Origin of the sequence: Micromonospora parva (genome assembly GCF_040649675.1) — a bacterium.
Lineage (GTDB): Bacteria > Actinomycetota > Actinomycetes > Mycobacteriales > Micromonosporaceae > Micromonospora > Micromonospora parva.
The window spans coordinates 171,412-190,383 of record NZ_JBEZFX010000003.1 but is presented as its reverse complement, the minus strand read 5'-3'; the positions used below and the strand labels follow the sequence as shown (position 1 = coordinate 190,383).

14 protein-coding genes are annotated in these 18,972 nt (G+C 70.9%); 10 read left to right on the top strand and 4 right to left on the bottom strand.

Translation table 11 applies throughout. From position 1 onward, the window contains the following. Positions 1–99 precede the first annotated feature (99 nt). A complete protein-coding gene (locus tag AB0C03_RS09360; RefSeq protein WP_030329770.1) occupies positions 100–1,548 on the top strand; it encodes an ATP-binding protein in 1,449 nt (482 codons plus the stop codon). A gap of 84 nt (positions 1,549–1,632) precedes the next feature. On the opposite strand, the gene AB0C03_RS09355 is transcribed toward AB0C03_RS09360, so the two are convergent. Then, complete coding sequence (locus AB0C03_RS09355; protein ID WP_030329771.1) at positions 1,633–1,974, bottom strand: hypothetical protein; 342 nt, start codon at positions 1,972–1,974, stop codon at positions 1,633–1,635. Between the two features lie 290 nt (positions 1,975–2,264). On the opposite strand from AB0C03_RS09355, the gene AB0C03_RS09350 reads away from it, so the two are divergent. Further along, a complete protein-coding gene (locus AB0C03_RS09350) occupies positions 2,265–3,872 on the top strand; it encodes a hypothetical protein (protein WP_030329772.1) in 1,608 nt (535 codons plus the stop codon). Positions 3,873–3,957: 85 nt separating this feature from the next. Here AB0C03_RS09350 and AB0C03_RS09345 read toward each other — a convergent pair whose 3' ends face one another. Further along, entirely contained in the window at positions 3,958–6,381 is a 2,424-nt protein-coding gene (locus AB0C03_RS09345) for a M28 family peptidase (RefSeq protein WP_435823366.1), read from the bottom strand. A gap of 288 nt (positions 6,382–6,669) precedes the next feature. Between AB0C03_RS09345 and AB0C03_RS09340 the strand changes: the two genes are divergently transcribed. The 7 genes from AB0C03_RS09340 (at position 6,670) to AB0C03_RS09310 (ending at position 15,348) form a co-directional block, all read left to right on the top strand. After that, positions 6,670–7,869, top strand: a complete 1,200-nt coding sequence (locus tag AB0C03_RS09340; protein WP_051708243.1) for a PP2C family protein-serine/threonine phosphatase — start codon at positions 6,670–6,672, stop codon at positions 7,867–7,869. Next, complete coding sequence (locus AB0C03_RS09335) at positions 7,866–9,599, top strand: sensor histidine kinase (RefSeq protein ID WP_357635752.1); 1,734 nt, start codon at positions 7,866–7,868, stop codon at positions 9,597–9,599. Before AB0C03_RS09340 ends, AB0C03_RS09335 begins: the two co-directional genes overlap by 4 nt. Further along, complete coding sequence (locus tag AB0C03_RS09330; protein WP_030329776.1) at positions 9,596–10,048, top strand: response regulator; 453 nt, start codon at positions 9,596–9,598, stop codon at positions 10,046–10,048. Before AB0C03_RS09335 ends, AB0C03_RS09330 begins: the two co-directional genes overlap by 4 nt. After that, positions 10,041–10,844, top strand: coding sequence for an inositol monophosphatase family protein (locus AB0C03_RS09325; RefSeq protein WP_030329777.1), 804 nt, complete (start codon positions 10,041–10,043; stop codon positions 10,842–10,844). The genes AB0C03_RS09330 and AB0C03_RS09325 overlap by 8 nt, the downstream gene beginning before the upstream one ends. 180 nt (positions 10,845–11,024) lie before the next feature. Beyond that, positions 11,025–12,041: a coiled-coil domain-containing protein gene (locus AB0C03_RS09320; protein WP_030329778.1), complete on the top strand. Its 1,017-nt coding sequence runs from the start codon at positions 11,025–11,027 to the stop codon at positions 12,039–12,041. Positions 12,042–12,077: 36 nt separating this feature from the next. Further along, positions 12,078–13,640 (top strand): fused MFS/spermidine synthase, encoded by a 1,563-nt coding sequence (locus tag AB0C03_RS09315; protein ID WP_357635748.1) that lies wholly within the window; start codon positions 12,078–12,080, stop codon positions 13,638–13,640. Positions 13,641–13,710: 70 nt separating this feature from the next. Beyond that, entirely contained in the window at positions 13,711–15,348 is a 1,638-nt protein-coding gene (locus AB0C03_RS09310; protein ID WP_030329780.1) for a serine/threonine-protein kinase, read from the top strand. A 60-nt stretch (positions 15,349–15,408) separates the two neighbouring features. Here the strand turns inward: AB0C03_RS09310 and AB0C03_RS09305 are convergent, their stop codons facing one another. Both AB0C03_RS09305 and AB0C03_RS09300 read right to left on the bottom strand, forming a co-directional pair. Then, positions 15,409–16,077 carry a potassium channel family protein gene (locus tag AB0C03_RS09305; RefSeq protein ID WP_030329781.1) on the bottom strand — a complete coding sequence of 223 codons (669 nt, stop codon included), beginning with the start codon at positions 16,075–16,077 and terminating at the stop codon, positions 15,409–15,411. 17 nt (positions 16,078–16,094) lie between these two features. After that, complete coding sequence (locus AB0C03_RS09300; protein ID WP_357635743.1) at positions 16,095–17,429, bottom strand: TrkH family potassium uptake protein; 1,335 nt, start codon at positions 17,427–17,429, stop codon at positions 16,095–16,097. 340 nt (positions 17,430–17,769) lie between these two features. Between AB0C03_RS09300 and AB0C03_RS09295 the strand changes: the two genes are divergently transcribed. Further along, the gene (locus AB0C03_RS09295) at positions 17,770–18,969 is read left to right on the top strand and encodes a substrate-binding domain-containing protein (protein WP_030329783.1); all 1,200 of its coding nucleotides are present in this window, start codon (positions 17,770–17,772) and stop codon (positions 18,967–18,969) included. Positions 18,970–18,972 lie beyond the last annotated feature (3 nt).

The window sequence follows — 18,972 nt, the reverse complement described above, 5'->3', positions numbered from 1 at the left end:
TCGCACAGCAGGCAAATCTCGGCGCAGTGGTGGATCAGTTCCCTGCTGAGGTAGGTAGACTGTCTCGAAGTAAGATTGAATCTAGCTTCGGGAGGGTCGATGTTCATCGGCCGCCGGACGGAACTCGACCTGCTCGGCAAGCAGCTTGATCATGTGAAGCGCACCGGTCAGGGCCGTTCCGTCGCCATCCGTGGTCGCCGCCAGGTGGGCAAGTCGCGGCTGGTGCAGGAGTTGTGCGACAGGGTCGACCTGCCGTACTGCTTCTACACTGCGGTCAAGGGCGCATCGAGCATCGAAGCGGTCGGCTACTTTCTCGGTGCCCTGCGCGACTCGTCGCTGCTCACCTCCAGCGGTCGTGACCTGCTGCCGTCCCAGCCACCGGCCGGTGGCTGGGGAGACATGCTGCGGGTCCTGGCGGGCGTCCTGCCCGATACGCCGAGTGTGGTCGTCCTGGACGAACTGCCCTGGATCTCCGAGCAGGACACGACGTTCGACGGGCACCTTCAGGTCGCCTGGGACCGGCTCATCTCCGGCAAGCCGGTGCTACTGCTGCTGCTCGGCAGTGATCTGCACATGATGCAGCGGTTCACCGAGTACGACCGCCCGTTCTACGGCAGGGCCACGAACATGGTCCTCGGCCCGTTCAATCCCGCCGAAACCGCCGCGGTGACCGGGTTGAGCGGCGCGGACGCGATCGATGCGCACCTGATCACCGGCGGGTTGCCCGGTGTGGCTCTGGAGTGGTCCCCGGGTACGCCCCCCGCCGATTTCCTGGGTCAGGAGATCTCCAACAAGACGTCGGCGTTGTTCACCGTCCCCGAGCAGTCTCTGGCGTCGGAGTTTCCCGCCCCGGACACTGCCCGACGCATCCTGGAAGCGGTCGGTGGGGCAGGTAGCCGTACGTTCAGCAACATCGCCGCTGCCGCCGGGGACCGCGGCGGCCCGGTCAGCTCCGGCACCCTGTCCCCGCTGCTGCACCGGCTCGTCGAGGAGAAACAGGTCCTCGCCGTCGACAAGCCGCTGTCCACCAAGCCCAGCAAGCTGGCCCAGTACCGGATCGCCGACAGCAATCTGCGCCTGTATCTCGCCATTCTTCGGGATGTGCACCAACTGGTGCTGCGCGACCGGTCAGCGGCCGCCCGCGCCATCCTCGACAGTCGGTGGTCATCCTGGCGGGGCAACGCCGTCGAGCCGCTCATCCGCGATGCGCTCGCCATCAGCGCCGGGGCCGGCGGTTTGCCCTGGACCGACACCTGGGAAGTCGGCGGCTGGTGGAATCGGCAGTCCAACCCGGAAATCGATCTTGTCGGCGCGGACCGCGCCCCGATCGCCTCCCGCATCGCGTTCGCCGGCTCGATCAAGTGGCAGGACGGCCCCTTCGACCGACGTCATCTCGACGAACTGCGCCGCGATGCCCCGCTGATCCCGGGTTTTCAGCCCGGGGTCAGCGGCCTGGTCGTCGTCAGCCGCTCCGGAGTCGACCTCCCGGCCGAGGCCGTGCACCTGGTGTGGGGGCCGAACGACGTCCTCCAGGCGTGGTCGGCCTGACGCTGTCCAACGGTGGATCGGCACAGGCGGCCGGGGAACGGGCAGGCTGCACCTCGTCTGACCCCGGCACTACAGCAACGGGGGTCAGAGGCTGGCGGTGAGGAGTGCGCAGGCGAGCAGCGGCAGCGCGGAGAGGGTGCCCACCAGGGCTGACGAGCGGATCCGGGCACGGGAGAGGAGCACCGCGAGCGTCGCCAGGCTGACCAACAGCGCGAGGAACGCCGCCGGCAGGGCCACGTAGAGCCCGAAGAGCAGCGCCCTCGACCGTTCGGAGTCGCACGCCTCGCCGCAGTTCGCCGGGACCGAACCGGAGAGCGTGCTGAGGAACAGACCGAACGACACGACGGCGGCCACGTACCAGCCGGCCAGCACCAGGAACGAGGAGCGCGCGTCGGCGAGGTCGGTGCGGGGCGGAGCCAGCGTCATGAGCGAAGTATCCGCTGTTGTGTGAGCGGGCGAGCAGCCTGGGCCAGGCGCGCCGCACCGTCCAGCCGCGCCGTCCAGCCGCACTGCCTCGTTGCTGCGGCCGCTATTCCCTTTTGCCCGATGGGCCCTTCGTCGCGGGACGGCCGTTCAATTCAGGCTGCGTTATGCTCCGGCGGTCCAAAAACGAGGATCCACGGGGGTCTGGTTTGTTCAGGTGGAATACGGTTGCCCGGCGAATAGCTGCGGCCACTTTTGTCTGTTTTGTTGGTTCTATCGTTCCTGTCGCGACGGTGCCCGCGCAGGCGTCAGCCGCGGCGCTGCCGCAGTTGAAGGCGGCGATCCCGGCCCAAAGTCTCATCCGGGCAGGCCTGTCATCCACGCTGTACCACCTCGACATTCAGCTTGGGCTGGACAAGCGCCAGGCTACGGAGGTGACGACCAGGTCGGACATCAGCGAAATCAAAGACAAGATGATGTTTTCGTTCGACGACGAGGGTTGCGAACGCGTCGGCGATGTCGTTACGTGCCGGGAGTACGCACGGTTCGGGTTGGGTGCCAGCCAGACGGCGAGCGCATTCGGGTACGCCTCACCGCAAGGCTCGACTCTGCCCAGCGGCGTTGTCGGCACCGTCCGGACGACCGTCGAGGTCAAGGGTTACGCGCCGGCGAATGTGCAGACCGAGATCATCGCGGTTGACCAGTTGACGGTAGGGCGCGTTGTCATGCCGACCCTGACCGCTGCGCCGGGTGACACGGTTACCGCCCGCTTCGGGTTCAAGGTTTCCGGCACGGTGCCGGCGCGCGGCGTGGTCCTCGACTTCAGGGGCGGCGGTCCGCCACGTGGTGTGCAGGACCTGAGCTCAGGCCTGTGGCCGGCTGAGGCGGTGGACCGGTTCTCCAACTGCTCCTACAACGGCGTCGAGTTGCTCTGGTGCCGTTTCGACCAGGAATTTGCGCCGGGTCGGACGTTCGTGGTCCCCGTTCGGGTGAAGGTCAGGGCGGATTCCGGTAAGAAGGTGAGCCTGCTCGCGGGCATCCAGCCGTCGTCGGTCCGCCTGCCGAAGATCGAGGCGGTTCGTGCCGTGGCGCCAACGGAGCTGGGCGTGCCGGGCGGTGGCCCCAAGCTCGTTGTTGATAACGCGCCCGCTGTCACCGAGGCCGCTCCCCACTTGTTCGAGGCATCGGCTGAGCAGACCATCCAGACCGACAGCAAGCTCGCCTCCGACTACGAGAAGGTGAAGCTGTTCGCCAGTACGGTCTATTACCAGAAGACGGGCGACGTGGCGCCGCTGGAAGTGGGATTCGACAACGGTGGCGAAGCGCTCAGCCGTGACCCGTTGCTGCTTGTCCAAATCCCCTTCCGCACCAAGGCGGTAGCGGTTCCGGACTCGTGCTTTGACATAATTCCGCATATGGACTATGTCGAGCCCGCGCTGACAAATCCGGCACCGCTGGGCCGCGAACAGTATCTGTGCGGCTGGCGTGGGGTCGTCGGCAATGGTCAGCGGCTGAGCCTGAAGTTCTCCCTGCGCGTGGAGGAGGACAATGCGTACGGGGGCGAAGTGCGGCGCTATCCGTTCGACTTTTCGGAAAAGTCGAACGTGACGATCAACGTTGTCAAGGGGACGCCGCCCACCCCGTCGCCCTCGGCGTCTGCCACGCCCAGCCCAGGGCCGAGCGGATCGCCACCGGCCACCGCCACTCCGACCCCGAGCGGGTCGGCGTCGGTCCCGGGGGCGGCATCGCCGTCATCGCCCGCGTCGGGTGGCGGTGGCGGCCTGCCCCTGACCGGTCTGCCCCTGGTCACGTTCGGTGCCGTCGGCGTGGGGATGCTGGTGGTCGGGTTCCTCCTGCTGCACTACGGCCGGCGTAAGCGGCTGACCATCCGCAGCGAGTAGGGGCGGACGCGCCAGGAGTCAGGTTCGACCAGCTCTGCTGAGTGACACGGCGGGGGACCGGAGACGGTCCCCCGCCGTCGTCGTTCTAGAACTGGTAGGTGCGGGCGACCGCCAGCATTTCCGAGCTGTGCGACCCGACGACGCCGACGGCCGGCGGCCGGGGGCGGAAGCCGGGCAGCGCGTCCAAGCCGTCACTGGCGTCCATCGCCCGCAGCGTCACCTGCCCGGCGATCGTCCGCACCGCCAGCGTGACCTCGATGCCCTCGGCGGGCGGGGCGTGGAACACCAGCCCGAAGCCCCACTTGCCGTCCCGGGGTTCCACCGGCACCGACCGCCCCGCCACCTCGGCGCGCAGCACCGCGGCGGTCGACGTGTCGACGTGCAGTGTGGCGATCCGGGCGGCCCGCTGCGGGGTGAGCCGCAGCCGCAGGGTGCGGTCGCTACCGCCGGCGGCGTCGGTCAGCACCAACTCCAGCTTCGGCGCCGGCAGGTTCGCCGCCTGCGCCGGCCCGGCCCGCAGCTCAGCGTCGCCGAGCCCGGGGAAGTCGTCGCCGATGTCGGTCACTTTGTCCACGTAACCGTCGGTCCACGGCTGCGGGTCGCTCTCGCGGCTGAGCCAACGGGCCTGACCGGTGCCGGCGTCCATGGCGTACATCAGGTGGGTCGGCACCGGGTGGGTGGCGTCGAACCGGTCCACGGCCAGGCCGACCCCGGCGAGCACCACCGTCGCGACGGCGGCCGCACCGGTCGGCAGCACAGCGAGCCGCCGGGCCCGCAGCGCCAGCATCCCGCGCTGGCCGCCGGCCTGCGGGTGCAGCAGGTCGATCACCGGCAGGGCGGCCAGGCCGAGCAGCACCGCCACCAGCGCGGCCACCCCGCCCATCGCCATCCCCAGCGCGGGGAAGAGCAGCACCACTGTGGGCAGCAGGATGACCACACCGACGGCCGCGGCGGCCGTCACCGCCACCACCGGCCACGGTCCGGTCTGCCGGGTACGCAGCGCGACCAGCCCGCCGACGGCGCCGGCCAGCGCCGGCAGTGTGGTGAGGTACGCCCCGCCCGGCACCGCCACGGCGAGCAGCACCCCGAGCACTGCCAGCCAGGCCAGCCCGCCGACGGCGAGGGCGGCCGGGCCGATCCGGCGGCGGGTCAGCGCGTACCAGGCGAACAGGATGGCGGCGGCGAGCGCCACAACGGACAGCCGGTACCAGATCGGCCGGTACGGGTCGAGCAGCTCCGCGTACCCCGGTCGGATCGTGGTGATCGCCAGCCAGAGCAGTTGGGCGGCGACCGGCGCGGCGATGATCGGCACCAGGGCCAGCGCGAAGCCGGCGGCCAGCCGGCCGGTGCTGGCCCGGCCGCTGCGGCGGGTCAGCCAGGCCAGTGCGGCCACCGCGGCCACCGCGAGCAGTGCCAACGGCAGGGTCAGGGTGCCCGGGTAGCGGACCAGCCCGCCGGGGACGGGGAAGTAGGTGGCGTCGTGCCCGGAGCGCAGGTCGGTCAGGTCGACGCCGCCGAACTCCCGGGCCAGGCCCAACGCGTTGTCCCCGTGCTGCTGGAGGCTGCCCCGGTCCAGGGCGGCCGGAGTGTCCAACGGCGTGTGGTAGATCGCCCCGCCGTCGATGTACGCCGAGTTCAGCCCGACGAACTTCTGATCGAGGAAGGCGGTGAAGTCGGTGTCGTTGGGCAGCGCGCGGTAGATCTCCACAGCGAACGAGGTGCCGACCGGGTGGGGTGCGGCCCGGCCGAAGATGTCCACCAGCTTCGCGTTGTTCCGGGACGTCTCGAACATGATCACCGGCCCGGTGGAGCCCCGCGCCTCCAGGTTGAGCACCACCCCACCGTCGGCGGCGAGCGGATGACTGGCGGCGAACGCGGCGGCCCCGCAGAGGCACGCCTCCTCGGCGTCGGTCAGCACGAAGACGATGTCGTTGCGGGGCCGGGGGCCGGTGGTCAGCGCGCGGGCCACCTCCAGGATGGCCGACGTGCCGGCCGCGTCGTCGTTGCCACCCGGCCCGGTCTGCACCGAGTCGTAGTGGGCGACCAGGAAGACCCGACCGGTCGAGTCGGTGCCGGGCAGCCGGGCCACCACGTTGCGGACCCGGGCGACCGTCGCGCCGCCCGCCGCGCCGCTGAGCTGACCGGCCTCCGGCGCCACCGTGTCCTGTACCTCGGTCTCCAGGCCCAGCCCGCGCAGCTGCTGCTCAAGGTGCGCCCGGACCTGCTCGTTGGCGGAGCTGCCGGCGACGTGGGACCGGGCGGCGATCACCTGGACGTCCTCGTACGCCCGGTCGGCGCTGAACGCGTCGGCCGGTGCGTCGGTCGGCCGGGGGGTCGGGGTGCGCAGGTCGAGCAGACTGCCGGCGCCGAGCGCGGTCAGCGCGACGAGCGCCGCCGCGGCGGCCACGAGCCGCCGGCGTGGCCGGGTCAGCGCGCGGTCGGCAGGGGGTACGCCCGGAATGGGACGGGGCCGCGTGCCCGTCTCGGCCGGCGTGGTGGATGCGCCCACGGGGACTCCTCGGGGATGGTGGGGCCTGGGGTGGGATCATCCTGCCCGTCGACGGCCGCGGATGGGACGGCCGGTCGCCCGACGTCCACCAACCGCCCGGTTTGTCACGGGGCGGGCAGTGATGCGGCCCATCCCTGCCCGCGCCGCAGGCGTCGTGTTGTGTGCGACCGTTGTCTAATACAGGATCAGCAGGGCACTCGGAAGGAGCCCGACATCACCAGCGAACTCCCGCGTCTCGCGGCGGTGACCCGGCCGCACCGGGGGGCCGGCTTGGCCGGTTCCCCAGTTGTGCCGTACCCGCACGGTGGCCTGGCGCGGCACGCCAACCTGCCGCCGGGTGAGCGGTTGCGGGTGCTGCTGGTGGAGGACGACGAAGGCGACGCCTTCCTGGTCGGTGAGCTGCTCGCCGAGACGAACTCGATGATCGACCTGCTGGTCGCCACCAGCCTCCGGGAGGCCCGGCAGCGGATCGGCGACGTCGACTGCGTCCTGCTCGACCTGGGCCTGCCGGACGCACAGGGCCTGGACGGGTTGCGCCAGCTGCTGGAGATGTCCAGTGGCGCCGCTGTCTGCGTGCTGACCGGCCGCACCGACGAGCACCTGGGCGTGGTGGCGGTCGCCGAGGGCGCACAGGACTACCTGGTCAAGGGCCAGGTCGACGGGGTGCTGCTGACCCGGGCGCTGCGCTACGCCGTGGAGCGTAAGCGCGCCGACGAGAACGCCCGCCGCCTGCGCGAGGTCGAGCTGCGCCAGGCCGAGTCGGCCCGCCTCGAACGTGGCCTGCTGCCCCAGCCGCTGATGACCACCGACCAGGTGGCGGTGCACACCTTCTACCGGCCAGGTCGGCACGCCGCGTTGATCGGCGGGGACTTCTTCGACGTGGTGCAGACGCACCCGGACCGCCTCGACCTGATCGTCGGCGACGTCTGCGGGCACGGGGTGGACGAGGCCGCGCTCGGGGTCGAGCTGCGGGTGGCCTGGCGGGCCCTGGTGCTCGCCCGGGTGCCGGACGACGAGGTGCTGCCCGCCCTGGAGCAGGTGCTGATGAGTGAGCGCCGCCTCCAGGAGATCTTCGCGACGGTGGCCACCGTCAGACTGGATCTGGACGCCAACCGGGCTACCGTCCGACTGGCCGGGCACCCGCCACCGCTGCTGCTCTCCGGCGGTCGGGTCGCCCCGGTGCCCGCCCCCGGCGGCCGGCTGCTGGGCGTACGACCCCGCCGGCCGACCGCCTACGACCTGGAGTTCGACACCGATGACTGGTCTCTGCTGATGTACACCGACGGCCTGATCGAGGGGCGGGTGGATGCCGGCGACGAACGGCTCGACGTGCCCGGCCTCAGCGGGTTGCTGGGCGAGCCAGCCAGCCGCTCGGTGTCGCTGCCCGAGTTGCCGGCCTGGCTGGTCGGCCGGGCCGAGCAGCTCAACGGTGGCCCGCTCGCCGACGACGTGGCCATGCTGCTGGTCAGCCGGGGTGGTGGCCGGTGAAGCCGGTTGTCGGCGGCTGGAGTCTGCGCCGCCGGGTGATCACCCTGCTCACCGTGGTGGGCCTGTTGCTGATCGGCCTGGCCGGCGCGGAGGCGGCGGTGGCCGCCCGCAACCGCACCCAGATCGACGCCGTGCTGAACCAGACCGGTCCGTTGCGGGTGCAGTCGCAGGAGCTGCTCAACGCGCTCCTCGACCAGGAGACGGCGATCCGGGGGTACGCGGTCAGCGGCGACCCGGCCGACCTGACCCCCTACGAGGAAGGGCTGGATCAGGAGAAGAGCGTGGTCGCCTCGATGCGGACGCTGCTCGACGACTATCCACAGATCGGCCACGAGCTGCGGATGGTCGAGGAGCAGACGGCGCAGTGGCGGCAGTCGGTGGCGGAGCCGGTGATCACCACCACCGAGCAGAGCGGCACCCGCGCCGGCCAGGCGTTGGTCACCGAACAGGCCCGGCAGCAGTTCGACCAGGTGCGGTCGGCGGTGAACGACCTCCAGGAGGAGATCCTGACCGCCCGCGAGCAGGCCGCCGTCAACGTGCGCACCAGCAGCAACGTGCTGGTCGTTCTCCTGATCGTGGCCGCGCTGGTGGTGGTCGTGGCCGGGGCGCTGCTGGTGCTCTCCCTGGACCGCATGGTCATCCGGCCCCTGATCGGGCTGGCCGACCAGGTCCGCGAGGTCGCCGAGGGTGACTACCAGCACGGCATCGCCACCACCGGCCCGCCGGAGTTCGTCCGGCTCGGCGAGGACGTCGACGCGATGCGGCAGAAGATCGCCGCCGACCTGGCCGAGGTCCGGGCCGCCCGCGAGCGCATCGAGTGGGTCAACAGCCAGCTCCAGAAGCAGGCCGAGGAGCTGACCCGGTCCAACCGTGACCTGGAGCAGTTCGCGTACGTGGCGTCCCATGATCTGCAGGAGCCGTTGCGCAAGGTCGCCAGCTTCTGCCAGCTGCTCCAGCGCCGGTACGCCGGGCAGCTCGACGAGCGGGCCGACCAGTACATCGCCTTCGCGGTGGACGGCGCGCAGCGGATGCAGCGCCTGATCAACGACCTGCTCGCGTTCTCCCGGATCGGGCGACTCACCACCGGCTTCGTCGAGGTCGACCTCAACAAGGTGATGGGCGACGTGGCCGGTCAGACCGAGGCCGCCCGGCAGTACGCCGACGCCGAGCTGACCTGGTCCGAGCTGCCGGTGATCTCGGGTGAGGAACCGCTGCTCACCAACCTGCTGGCCAACCTGGTCAGCAACTCGATCAAGTTCCGCCGTCCGGACGTGCCGTCGAAGGTGCACATCTCGGCCCGGTTGGTGGGAGCCGAGTGGGAGATCACCTGTCAGGACAACGGCATCGGGATCGAGCCGGAGTTCGCCGACAAGATCTTCGTGATCTTCCAGCGGCTGCACTCGAAGGACGCGTACCCGGGCACCGGCATCGGGTTGGCGATCGTCAAGAAGATCGTCGAGTACCACGGCGGTCGGGTCTGGGTGGACACCGACGTGCCGGAGGGCACCGCGATCCGGTTCACCCTGCCGGCACTCCCCGAGGACGTCGAGGCGGCCGCCGCAGCCGATGCCGCGGCGCAGCCGAACGCCCTGACCGTGGGCGACTCGACGGCCTCGACCGAGGCTCCGGCAGCGCCGACGGAGCAGGCGGGCGAGGCGGACCAGCCGGACCGGGCCGACGAGGCGACGGAAAGCGGTAGAACGGGTGACATGAGGGAGACGGTGGGATGACCGCGCCGGCGGATGGCAAGAGCCCGATCGAGGTCCTGCTCGTGGAGGACGACCCGGGTGACGTGCTGATGACCCAGGAGGCGTTCGAGGAACACAAGCTGCGCAACCGGCTGACCGTCGTCTCCGACGGGGCCGAGGCGCTCGCCTACCTGCGGCAGGAAGGCCAGTACGCCGACGCGGTGGCGCCCGACCTGATCCTGCTCGACCTCAACCTGCCCCGGCGCGACGGCCGGGAGGTGCTGGAGGAGATCAAGAAGGACGAGACCCTGCGGCGGATCCCGGTGGTGGTGCTCACCACCTCACAGGCCGACGAGGACATCCTGCGCAGCTACCAGCTGCACGCCAACGCCTACGTGACCAAGCCGGTGGACTTCGAGCGCTTCATCTCGGTGGTCCGTCAGATCGACGAGTTCTTCGTCAGCGTGGTCAAGCTGCCGCCGCGTGGCTGACACCCTGCTGGACGACGTCGGCGACCTGCTCTGGGAGGCCGCCGACCAGGTCGTGCTGCCCCTGTTCCGCAAGCTCGACGACGACGACGTGTCGGAGAAGGCGCCCGGCGAGGTGGTCACCGTCGCCGACCGCCGGGCCGAGGAGCTGCTCTCGGCGGGGTTGCGGCGACTGCGGCCGGGCTCGATGGTGGTCGGAGAGGAGGGCGTCGCCGACGACCCGGGGTTGCTGCGGCACCTGCGCGACGGCGGGGACGTCTGGCTGGTCGACCCGGTCGACGGTACTGCCAACTTCGCCGCCGGTCGCCGCCCGTTCGCCCTGATGGTGTCGTTACTGAGCGACGGTCGGCCGACCGCCGGTTGGATCCTCGACCCGCTCGCCGACACGCTCGCCGCAGGGTGGGCGGACGAGGGCACCCTGCTCAACGGTCGGCCCGTCGACAGCACGGTGCCGCCGCTCGGCGAGCTGCGCGGGGCGGCGATGACCAAATTCCTGCCGCCGGAGACCCGCGACCGGGTCCGCGCGGGCGGTCAGCGGCTCGGTGAGCTGCTGCCCGGCCTGCACTGCGCCGGTCGGGAGTACCTGGACATCCTCACCGGCGAGCAGCAGTTCGTCCTCTTCTGGCGCACCCTGCCCTGGGATCACGCCCCGGGCACCCTGCTGGTCCGGGCCGCCGGGGGTGTCGCCCGCCGGTTCGACGGCGTCGACTACCACCCCGCCGACGACGGCCGCGGTCTGCTGGTGGCGGCCAACGAGCAGGTCTGGGCCGAGGTGCACGACGCGCTGCTCACCACCTGATCGGCGCGCTGCGCGACCGCGTTGGGACGCTGCGTCGACATCGGGACAGCCCGAGGGTCAGGGGGCTGGTCACCGGCCCGCAGTCCGGTATCGTGACCGGCGGTCTCCGCCAGCAGGCCGCCGACCGGCGTCGCCGTGCAGTGTCAATCGGGGGCCGGCGGTCTACGGAAGGACGCTTTCGTGCCCAGGACCAGGCTCAGCCCGCGGCTCGGTCGCCGCGCTCTGTTCGCCCTGCTCGCCGCCGTCGCGCTGGTGCTCGGCGGTGCCGTTGCGCCCGCGTACGCGGAGCCGGGTGAGGGTGGCAGCAAGAAGCTGCAGGACGCGCTGGAGCTGACCGCCCGGGGGCACATCGAGGCGAAGGCCAAACTGGACAATTCCAAGCGTCGCCAGACGGCGCTGAACGGCGAGCTGACGACGCTGGAGGGTCGGCTGGTCGGGCTCAGCGCGCAGGTGGGTGAGGTGGCCGCCCAGTCGTACCGGGTGGGTCGGCTGAGCGCGGTCTCGATGCTGCTCAACACCGCCACGCCGGAGGCGTTCCTGCAACGCGCCGGTGACCTCGACCTGATGGCCCAGCGGGACAGCAAGCGGCTGCGTGACCTCACCGAGGCCCGGCAGCAGGCGCAGCAGGCCAAGGTCGCCATCGACGCCGAGGTCCGCGAGCAGCAGAAGCAGCTCGCGGTGATGGCGAAGAAGAAGAAGGAAGCCGAGGAGGCGCTGGCCGAGGTCAGCTCCGGCGGCAGCAACGGTTTCAGCGGTGGCAGCTCCGCCTCGGCGAAGCCCGCGCCGCGCAACTCCGACGGGTCCTGGCCGTCGGAGTCCTGCTCGGTGAAGGACCCGACCACCTCCGGGTGCATCACTCCGCGCACCCTCAACGCGCTCAAGCAGACCCAGGCGGCCGGCTACAAGCGGCACGTCTCCTGCAAGCGCAGCGGCGGCAGCGGCGAGCACCCGAAGGGCAGGGCCTGCGACTTCTCGGCCGCCACGAACGGCTTCGAGGACAAGAACGCGACCGGCGGCGACAAGGCGTACGGGGACAGCCTGGCCGCCTGGCACGTGCGCAACGCCGACCGGCTGGGCGTGCTCTACGTGATCTGGTATCGGCAGATCTGGCATCCCGGCACCGGGTGGCGCTCGTACAGTGGTAGCGGCTCACCGGCGGCGTCCCACACGAACCATGTTCATCTCTCGATGTACTGACCCGAAGCACCAGCTTCGCTGCGTACCATCGCGACGATGAGCTCCCCACCGTCCGACGTAGCGGCCCTGCCAGCGCACCCGGCCCCGCCCGTGCCGACAACCGGCCGGGCGCTGCCCAACGGCCTGGCCGCCTTCCTGGTGTTCTTCTCCAGCGGTGCCGTGCTGGTGCTGGAGACCGTCGCGCTGCGCCTGGTCGGCCCGTACGTCGGGGTGACCCTTCAGGTGACCAGCTCGGTGATCGGCATCGCGTTGGCAGCGATCGCGTACGGGGCGTGGTCCGGCGGTTGGCTCGCCGACCGGCGCAACCCACGAGGTCTGCTGGCGCCGGCGTTGGTGCTGGCCGGCATCGCCACAGCTGTCACCCTGCCCGTCGTCCGGTACGCGGGTGAGGTGCTGCGCGGTGGTGCGGCCAGCGGCATCCTGTTGCTCGTCGCGCTGGCGGTGTTCGTGCCGGCCGCGTTGCTGGCGGCGGTCACCCCGTTGGTGGTGAAACTCCAGCTCGCCGACCTGCGCCGCACCGGCCAGGTGGTCGGTCGGCTCTCCGGGATCGGCACCCTGGGCGGCATCACCGCAACCCTGCTCACCGGGTTCGTGCTGGTCGCCGCCCTGCCCAGCACCGTCATCCTGCTGGCCCTGGCGCTCGCGCTCGGGCTGGTCGGCATCGGCCTCGGCTGGTACCTGCGCCGGCAGGAGCCCACCGAGCTGCCCGGTCCGGCCCGGGCCCGGGCCGCGCTGGCCGTGCTCGGCCTGGTCGGGGCGGGGCTGAGCACCGTGGCGCCCAACCCGTGCGACATCGAGACGGCGTACCACTGCGCCCGGGTCACAGCGGACCCGGCCCGGCCCAGCGGGCGGACGTTGCTGCTCAACTCCGCCCAGCACTCGTACGTGGACCTCGCCGACCCGAAGCACCTGGAGTACGCGTACACGAAGTGGATCGGCGCGGTCGCCGACGTCGCCACGCCGGCCGGTCAGCGCCTGGACGCGCTGCACCTGGGCGGCGGTGGCTTCACGGTGCCGCGCTACCTGACCGCCACCCGACCGGGCACCGACAACCTGGTGTTCGAGATCGACGGTGGGCTGGTCGAGCTGAGTGAGCAGGAGCTTGGCGTACGGCCGGGGCCGCAGCTGCGGGCGGTGGTGGGCGACGCCCGGATGCTGGTCGCCGGCGAGCCGACCGACAGTCGTGACCTGGTGGTCGGTGACGCCTTCGGGCACCTGGTGGTGCCCTGGCACCTGGCCACCCGGGAGATGGCCGCCGACGTCCGCCGAGTGACCCGCCCCGGCGGCGTGTACGTGCAGAACGTCATCGACTACCCGCCGCTGCGGTTCATCCGCGCCGAGCTGGCCACGGTGGCCGCCGAGTTCAGGCACGTCGCGTTGATCGCGCCGCCGGAGGCGCTCGCCGAGGAGCAGGGCGCGAACTTCCTCATCGTCGGCTCCGACGCGCCGCTGCCACTGGAGGCCGTCCGGGCCCGGTTGGACGAGGTGGACCCGAAGGTCAGCCTGCTCAGCGGCGCGGCGTTGACGGACTTCGTCGGTACGGCGATGGTGTTGACCGACGACTACGCCCCGGTGGACCAACTGCTGGCCACCGCCTGAACGGGTGACATCCTGACCGATTCCGATCGTCCAGGTGTAGGTGGGGCGTTCCTGGGCAACAACGCTCACCATGGGTGGTGGGGACCGGAACGGCGCGCAGCTGCTCGATGAGCGGTACCGGCTGATCGAGCAGCTCGGCGCGGGCGGGATGTCGGTGGTCTGGCGTGGCTACGACGAGGTGCTCGGCCGCCAGGTCGCGGTGAAGGTGCTGGCCTCCCGGCTGGCCAGCGACCGGGCGTTCCGCCACCGCATCCGGATCGAGGCGCAGGCCGCCGCGCGGCTCTGTCACCCCAACATCACGAACGTGTACGACTACGGCGAGTCCCAGCAGGTCGGGCTGACCGTGCCGTACGTCGTGATGGAGCTGGTCGACGGCGGTTCGCTGGCCACCCGGTTGGGCCGGGAGAGCCGGCTGTCGTGGCGGGAGGCGGTGACCATCGGCGCCGAGGTCAGCTCGGCGCTGGCCACCGCGCACGCCCGCGGTGTGGTGCACCGCGACGTGACCCCGGGCAACGTCATGCTCACCTCGACCGGGGTGAAGGTGGTCGACTTCGGCATCTCCGCGCTCGTCGGGGAGAGCGAGAAGGGCCCGGACGGCGCGCTGTTGGGCACTCCCGCGTACCTCGCCCCGGAACGGCTGGACAACGGCCAGGTCTCCCCGGCCACCGACGTGTACGCCGTGGGGCTGCTGCTCTACCGGATGCTCACCGGCCGGCTGCCGTGGCAGGCCAGCACCACCACCCAGATGCTGCGCGCCCACATGTACAACGACCCGGACCCGATGCCCCCGGTGCCGGGCCTGCCGGACGAGGTGACCGACCTGGTCCGGCGGTGCCTGGCCAAGCAGCCCGGTGACCGCCCGCCGACCGCCGAGCTGGCCCGGACCCTCGCCGAGTCGGCCGGGATGCTCGCGGCGGTGCCGGTCTCGCCGGCCGCCGGAACGGTGGACCCGGAGACGCTGGCCAGTGCGGGCACCACGATCCTGCCCTGGTCCGCGGCGACCGACGCGTTGCCGTTGTCGCGGACCCGCAACCGGGCCCGGCGGGGGCACCGGCGTCGTCGGCGGGTGGAGGCCGGGGTGGCCGCCGTCGGGCTGATCGCGGTCACCGGGGCGATGTGGGGGTTCACCTCGCGCAGCCCGGCCAGTGGTGGGGACCGGCCGACCACCGAGGCGCGGATGGGTCTGCCGACGACGGTGCCCTGCGAGGTGGCGTACGCGCTGCGCAGCGACTCCGGCAAGGACTTCGCCGCCGAGCTGACCCTGACCAACAGTGGCAAGCAGGAGCTGCGGGACTGGACGATGAGCTTCACGTTCCCCGGCCAGCAGACGGTGACGAAGGCGGATCCGACGCCGGTGCAGCAGCAGGGGAGGACCGTGCTGATCCGACCGGCGGCGCAGCGCACCACGCTGGCGCCCGGCGCCGCCGAGAAGCTCACCCTCACCGGGAAGTACAGCGGCGCGAATCCGCTGCCTGTCGAGTTCCGGCTCGGTGACACGACCTGTGGGGTGCGTGTCTCCGGGGTGGCCGGCAGCATGCCCGTCACCGTCGCGCCGACCAAGGCGGCCACCACGGCGAAGGCCCCGCCGAAGAAGACGACGGTACGCAGCGGTGGCGGTTCGGGCGGCGGCGCGACGAAGGCGAAGCCGCCGAAGGCTCCCGCGAAGCCGGGCAAGGGGAAGGGCGGGGGTGGTCCGGGAAAAGGCTGAAGGACCCCGGTGGCCACCCGGTGAAGGTCACCAAGGGCCACGGCCGCGACACCTGACCGGTCAGCGCAGCCCCGCGAACCGCTGCACCTGGTCGATTCCGCCCTCGACGATGAGCACCCCGCCCTGCGGAAGCGTGGTGTCGTCGGAGGTGTACCGGAAGCGTTCGCCCGGCAGCTTGGCGCCGACCACGCGTATCCCGTAGCGCTCCTCCGGTCTCAGGTCGATCAGGGTGCGCCCGACCAGGGATTCGGGCACCCGGACGGTGGCGATCGCGAAGTCGTCGTCGAACTCGATGAAGTCGAGCAACCGGCTCACGATCAGGTGGGCGACCCGGTCCCCGGTCTCGGCCTCCGGGAAGATCACGTGGTGCGCGCCCACCGACGCCAGGATCTTGGCGTGCTTCTGCGAGGTGGCTCGGGCCCAGATCTGCGGCACACCCAGCTCGACCAGTGCCAACACGGTGAGCACGCTCGCCTCCACCGAGGCCCCGATGGCCACCACGGCCCGTCCGAACCCGGTGATGCCCAGTTGCCGCAGCGCACCGTCCTCGGTCGAGTCGGCCTGAACCACCCGATCGAGCTGCGCCGACCAGCGCTGCACCTTCTCCGGGCTGCGGTCGATGGCCAACACCTCACGGTTCATCCGGCTCAGCGACCCGGCCAGGTGGCAACCGAACCGACCCAGCCCGATCACCACGATGCCGCCGTTGTCCGCCTGTCTAGCCGACACCTCGGACCTCCCGCCTGCTAGCCGACAATTGGTTGCTCCTGTGGATAGCGGTAGAGCCGGCGTCGGGTGTTCAGGGCGATCGCCGACCCCAGGGTGAGCGTCCCGACCCGGCCGATGAACATCAGCACTGTCAGCACCAGTTGGCCACCGGCCGGCAGGTCGGCCGCCAGGCCGGTGGTCAGGCCGGTGGTGCTGAACGCGCTGGTGACCTCGAACAGGGCCGAGACGAAGCGGACGCCCTCGGTGAGCAGCAGCAACAGCATGGTTCCGGCCGTCACCAACGCGACACTGAGCAGCGCCACCGTGACCGCCTGCCGTTGGCTCGCGGTGGCCACCCGCCGGTGCCCGATCGTCACGTCGGGCTCCCCCCGCAGTTCCGCCCAGATGGTGAACGCCAGCAGGAAGAACGTGGAGACCTTGATGCCTCCGGCCGTGCTGGCGCTGCCGCCGCCGATGAACATCAACACGATCAGCAGCGGATAGCTCTCCTCCTGGAGGGCGGCGATGTCCAGGACGCTGAAGCCGCCGGTGCGGCTCAGCGCGATCTGGGTGAACGACGCCAGGACCTTGCCGGCCGCGTCGTACTGGCCGATCGTGTCCGTGTTGGTCCACTCGGCGGCGAGCAGGCCCGCGAAGCCGACCAGCAGCAGCACCACGCTGCCCCAGATGGTCAACTTCGTCGCCACCGCCCAGCGCGTCGGCTGCCGCCACTCGCGGACCGCCTCGAACAGCGCGGGAAACCCGAGACCGCCGATGATCGCGCCGAGCGCCAGGGGTAGCGACACCCATGGGTCACGGCTGAAGGCCAGCAGGCCGTCGGTGTAGAGCGCGAAGCCACCGTTGTTGAACGCCTGCACGGAGTGGAAGACACCCGACCAGAGGGCCTGCCCGAACGAGTAGTCGTAGGCCAGCCAGAGCCGACCGGTGACCAGCACTGTCATCACCGCCTCGCAGGCGAAGACGGTCAGCGCGATCCGGCGGAGCAACCGGCCCACCTCGGCGATGCCGAACTCCGCCGTCTCGGCCTGCACCAGCAACCGGTTGCGCAGCCCGAGTTGACGGGAGACCACCAGGATGACCAGCGCCGCGACGGTGAGGATGCCGAGGCCGCCGAGCTGGGTGAGCAGGGTGATCACCACCAGTCCCCAGCCGGACCAGTAGTTCGGCGTATCGGTGATTGCCATGCCGGTGACCGACACGGCCGAGGTGGCGGTGAAGAGCGCGGTGACCACTGGCGCGTGCTGGTGCTCGACTGTTGCCCAGCGGGCCATGAGCAACCCGGTCCCGAACAGGATCGGCACCAGGAACGCGAACGGCACCAGCCGCACGGGATTGCGGAGAAACCGGCGCACCAGACAATCTTCCTGTCCGCCCACGTCTCTGGAGCGGGAACGGGCATTCCGGAGATTCACCTGCCCCCGCCGACGCCGCCCGCCCGGCACGAACCACGACGGGCCCGGCGGCGGCCGAATGGGGCGAATGGCGCGGGGCGACACACGGTTCGGGTGGTCCGTGGAGGTTCGGGCCATCGAGGACGTGGGCTCCCGGCTGGTAGTGCGGGCCGTTGTAACCCTTGGCCACCTCATTCCTGTTACTTGTGTGTTTCCGCCACATAGCTCGTGGGTGACGTCACTTCTAGCGTGGGCCGTCACAAAGAAGTTCTCTCCCTCCGAGTCCTCATGTGGAGTCGCAATGACGGTCCGGACGACGCGGCGGGTGTTCCTCTCCGCCGCCACGATGATGGCCGCGGCGTTGGCCGCCACGGCCTGTGGCAGCCCGCAGGACACCGCCACCGGCGGCGGCGACAGTGCCGCGCCGGTCAAGGTCGGCCTGGTGTACTCCCAGTCGGGAGCCCTGGCCAGCTACGGAAAGCAGTACATCGAGGGGTTCAAGGCGGGGCTGGACTTCGCCACCGAGGGCACCGGCAAGGTCGGTGACCGGAAGATCGAGGTGACCGAGGTCGACGACGCGGGAGACCCCGCCAAGGCGGTCTCCGCGGCAAAGGACCTGATCGGCAAGGGCACGAAGATCATCGCCGGTTCCACCGCCTCCGGCGTGGCGCTCCAGGTCGCGCCGATCGCGGCGCAGAACAAGGTTCTGTTCATCTCCGGCCCGGCCGCCACCGACGCGGTGACCGGTGCGAACAAGTACACGTTCCGCTCCGGCCGGCAGTCCTACCAGGACGTGGTGACCGCCAAGTCGTTCATCGGCGACCCGACCGGCAAGAAGGTGGTGGTCTTCGCCCAGGACGGCGCGTTCGGCGACGCCAACGAGGCGGCCGTCAAGGCCGTCATCGGTAGCGCCGGTGCCACAGTGAGCAGCGTCCGGGCCCCGGCCAGCGCCACCGAGTTCACCCCGTTCGCCAGCCAGATCAAGGCGGCCAAGCCTGACCTGCTCTTCGTCGCCTGGGCCGGCACCACCGCCCCGGCCATGTGGCAGACCCTCGACCAGCAGGGCGTGCTCTCGTCCACCACTGTCGTCACCGGCCTGGACATCCGCGCCTCGTGGCCGACCTTCGGCGCCGCCGGCGCGAAGATCTCCTTCCTGTCGCACTACTTCGACGGCGCCAGCGACACCGAGGCCAGCAAGGCGCTCAAGGCCAAGGTGAACACCATCGACCTGTTCCACCCGGACGGTTTCGCCGCCGCCCAGATGGTGGTCCGCGCGGCGCAGGAGGGCGGGGACGACGTCGACAAGATGGTCACCGCGCTGGAGGGCTGGAGCTTCGACGGGGTCAAGGGCAAGATGACCATCCGCGCCGCCGACCACGCTCTGCTCCAGCCGATGTTCCAGGCCAAGCTCACCGGCAGCGGCACCGACTTCACGGCGACCGCGCAGAAGAGCCTCACCGGTGACGAGTCGGCGCCGCCGGCCGTGGCGATGAAGGGCTGACCC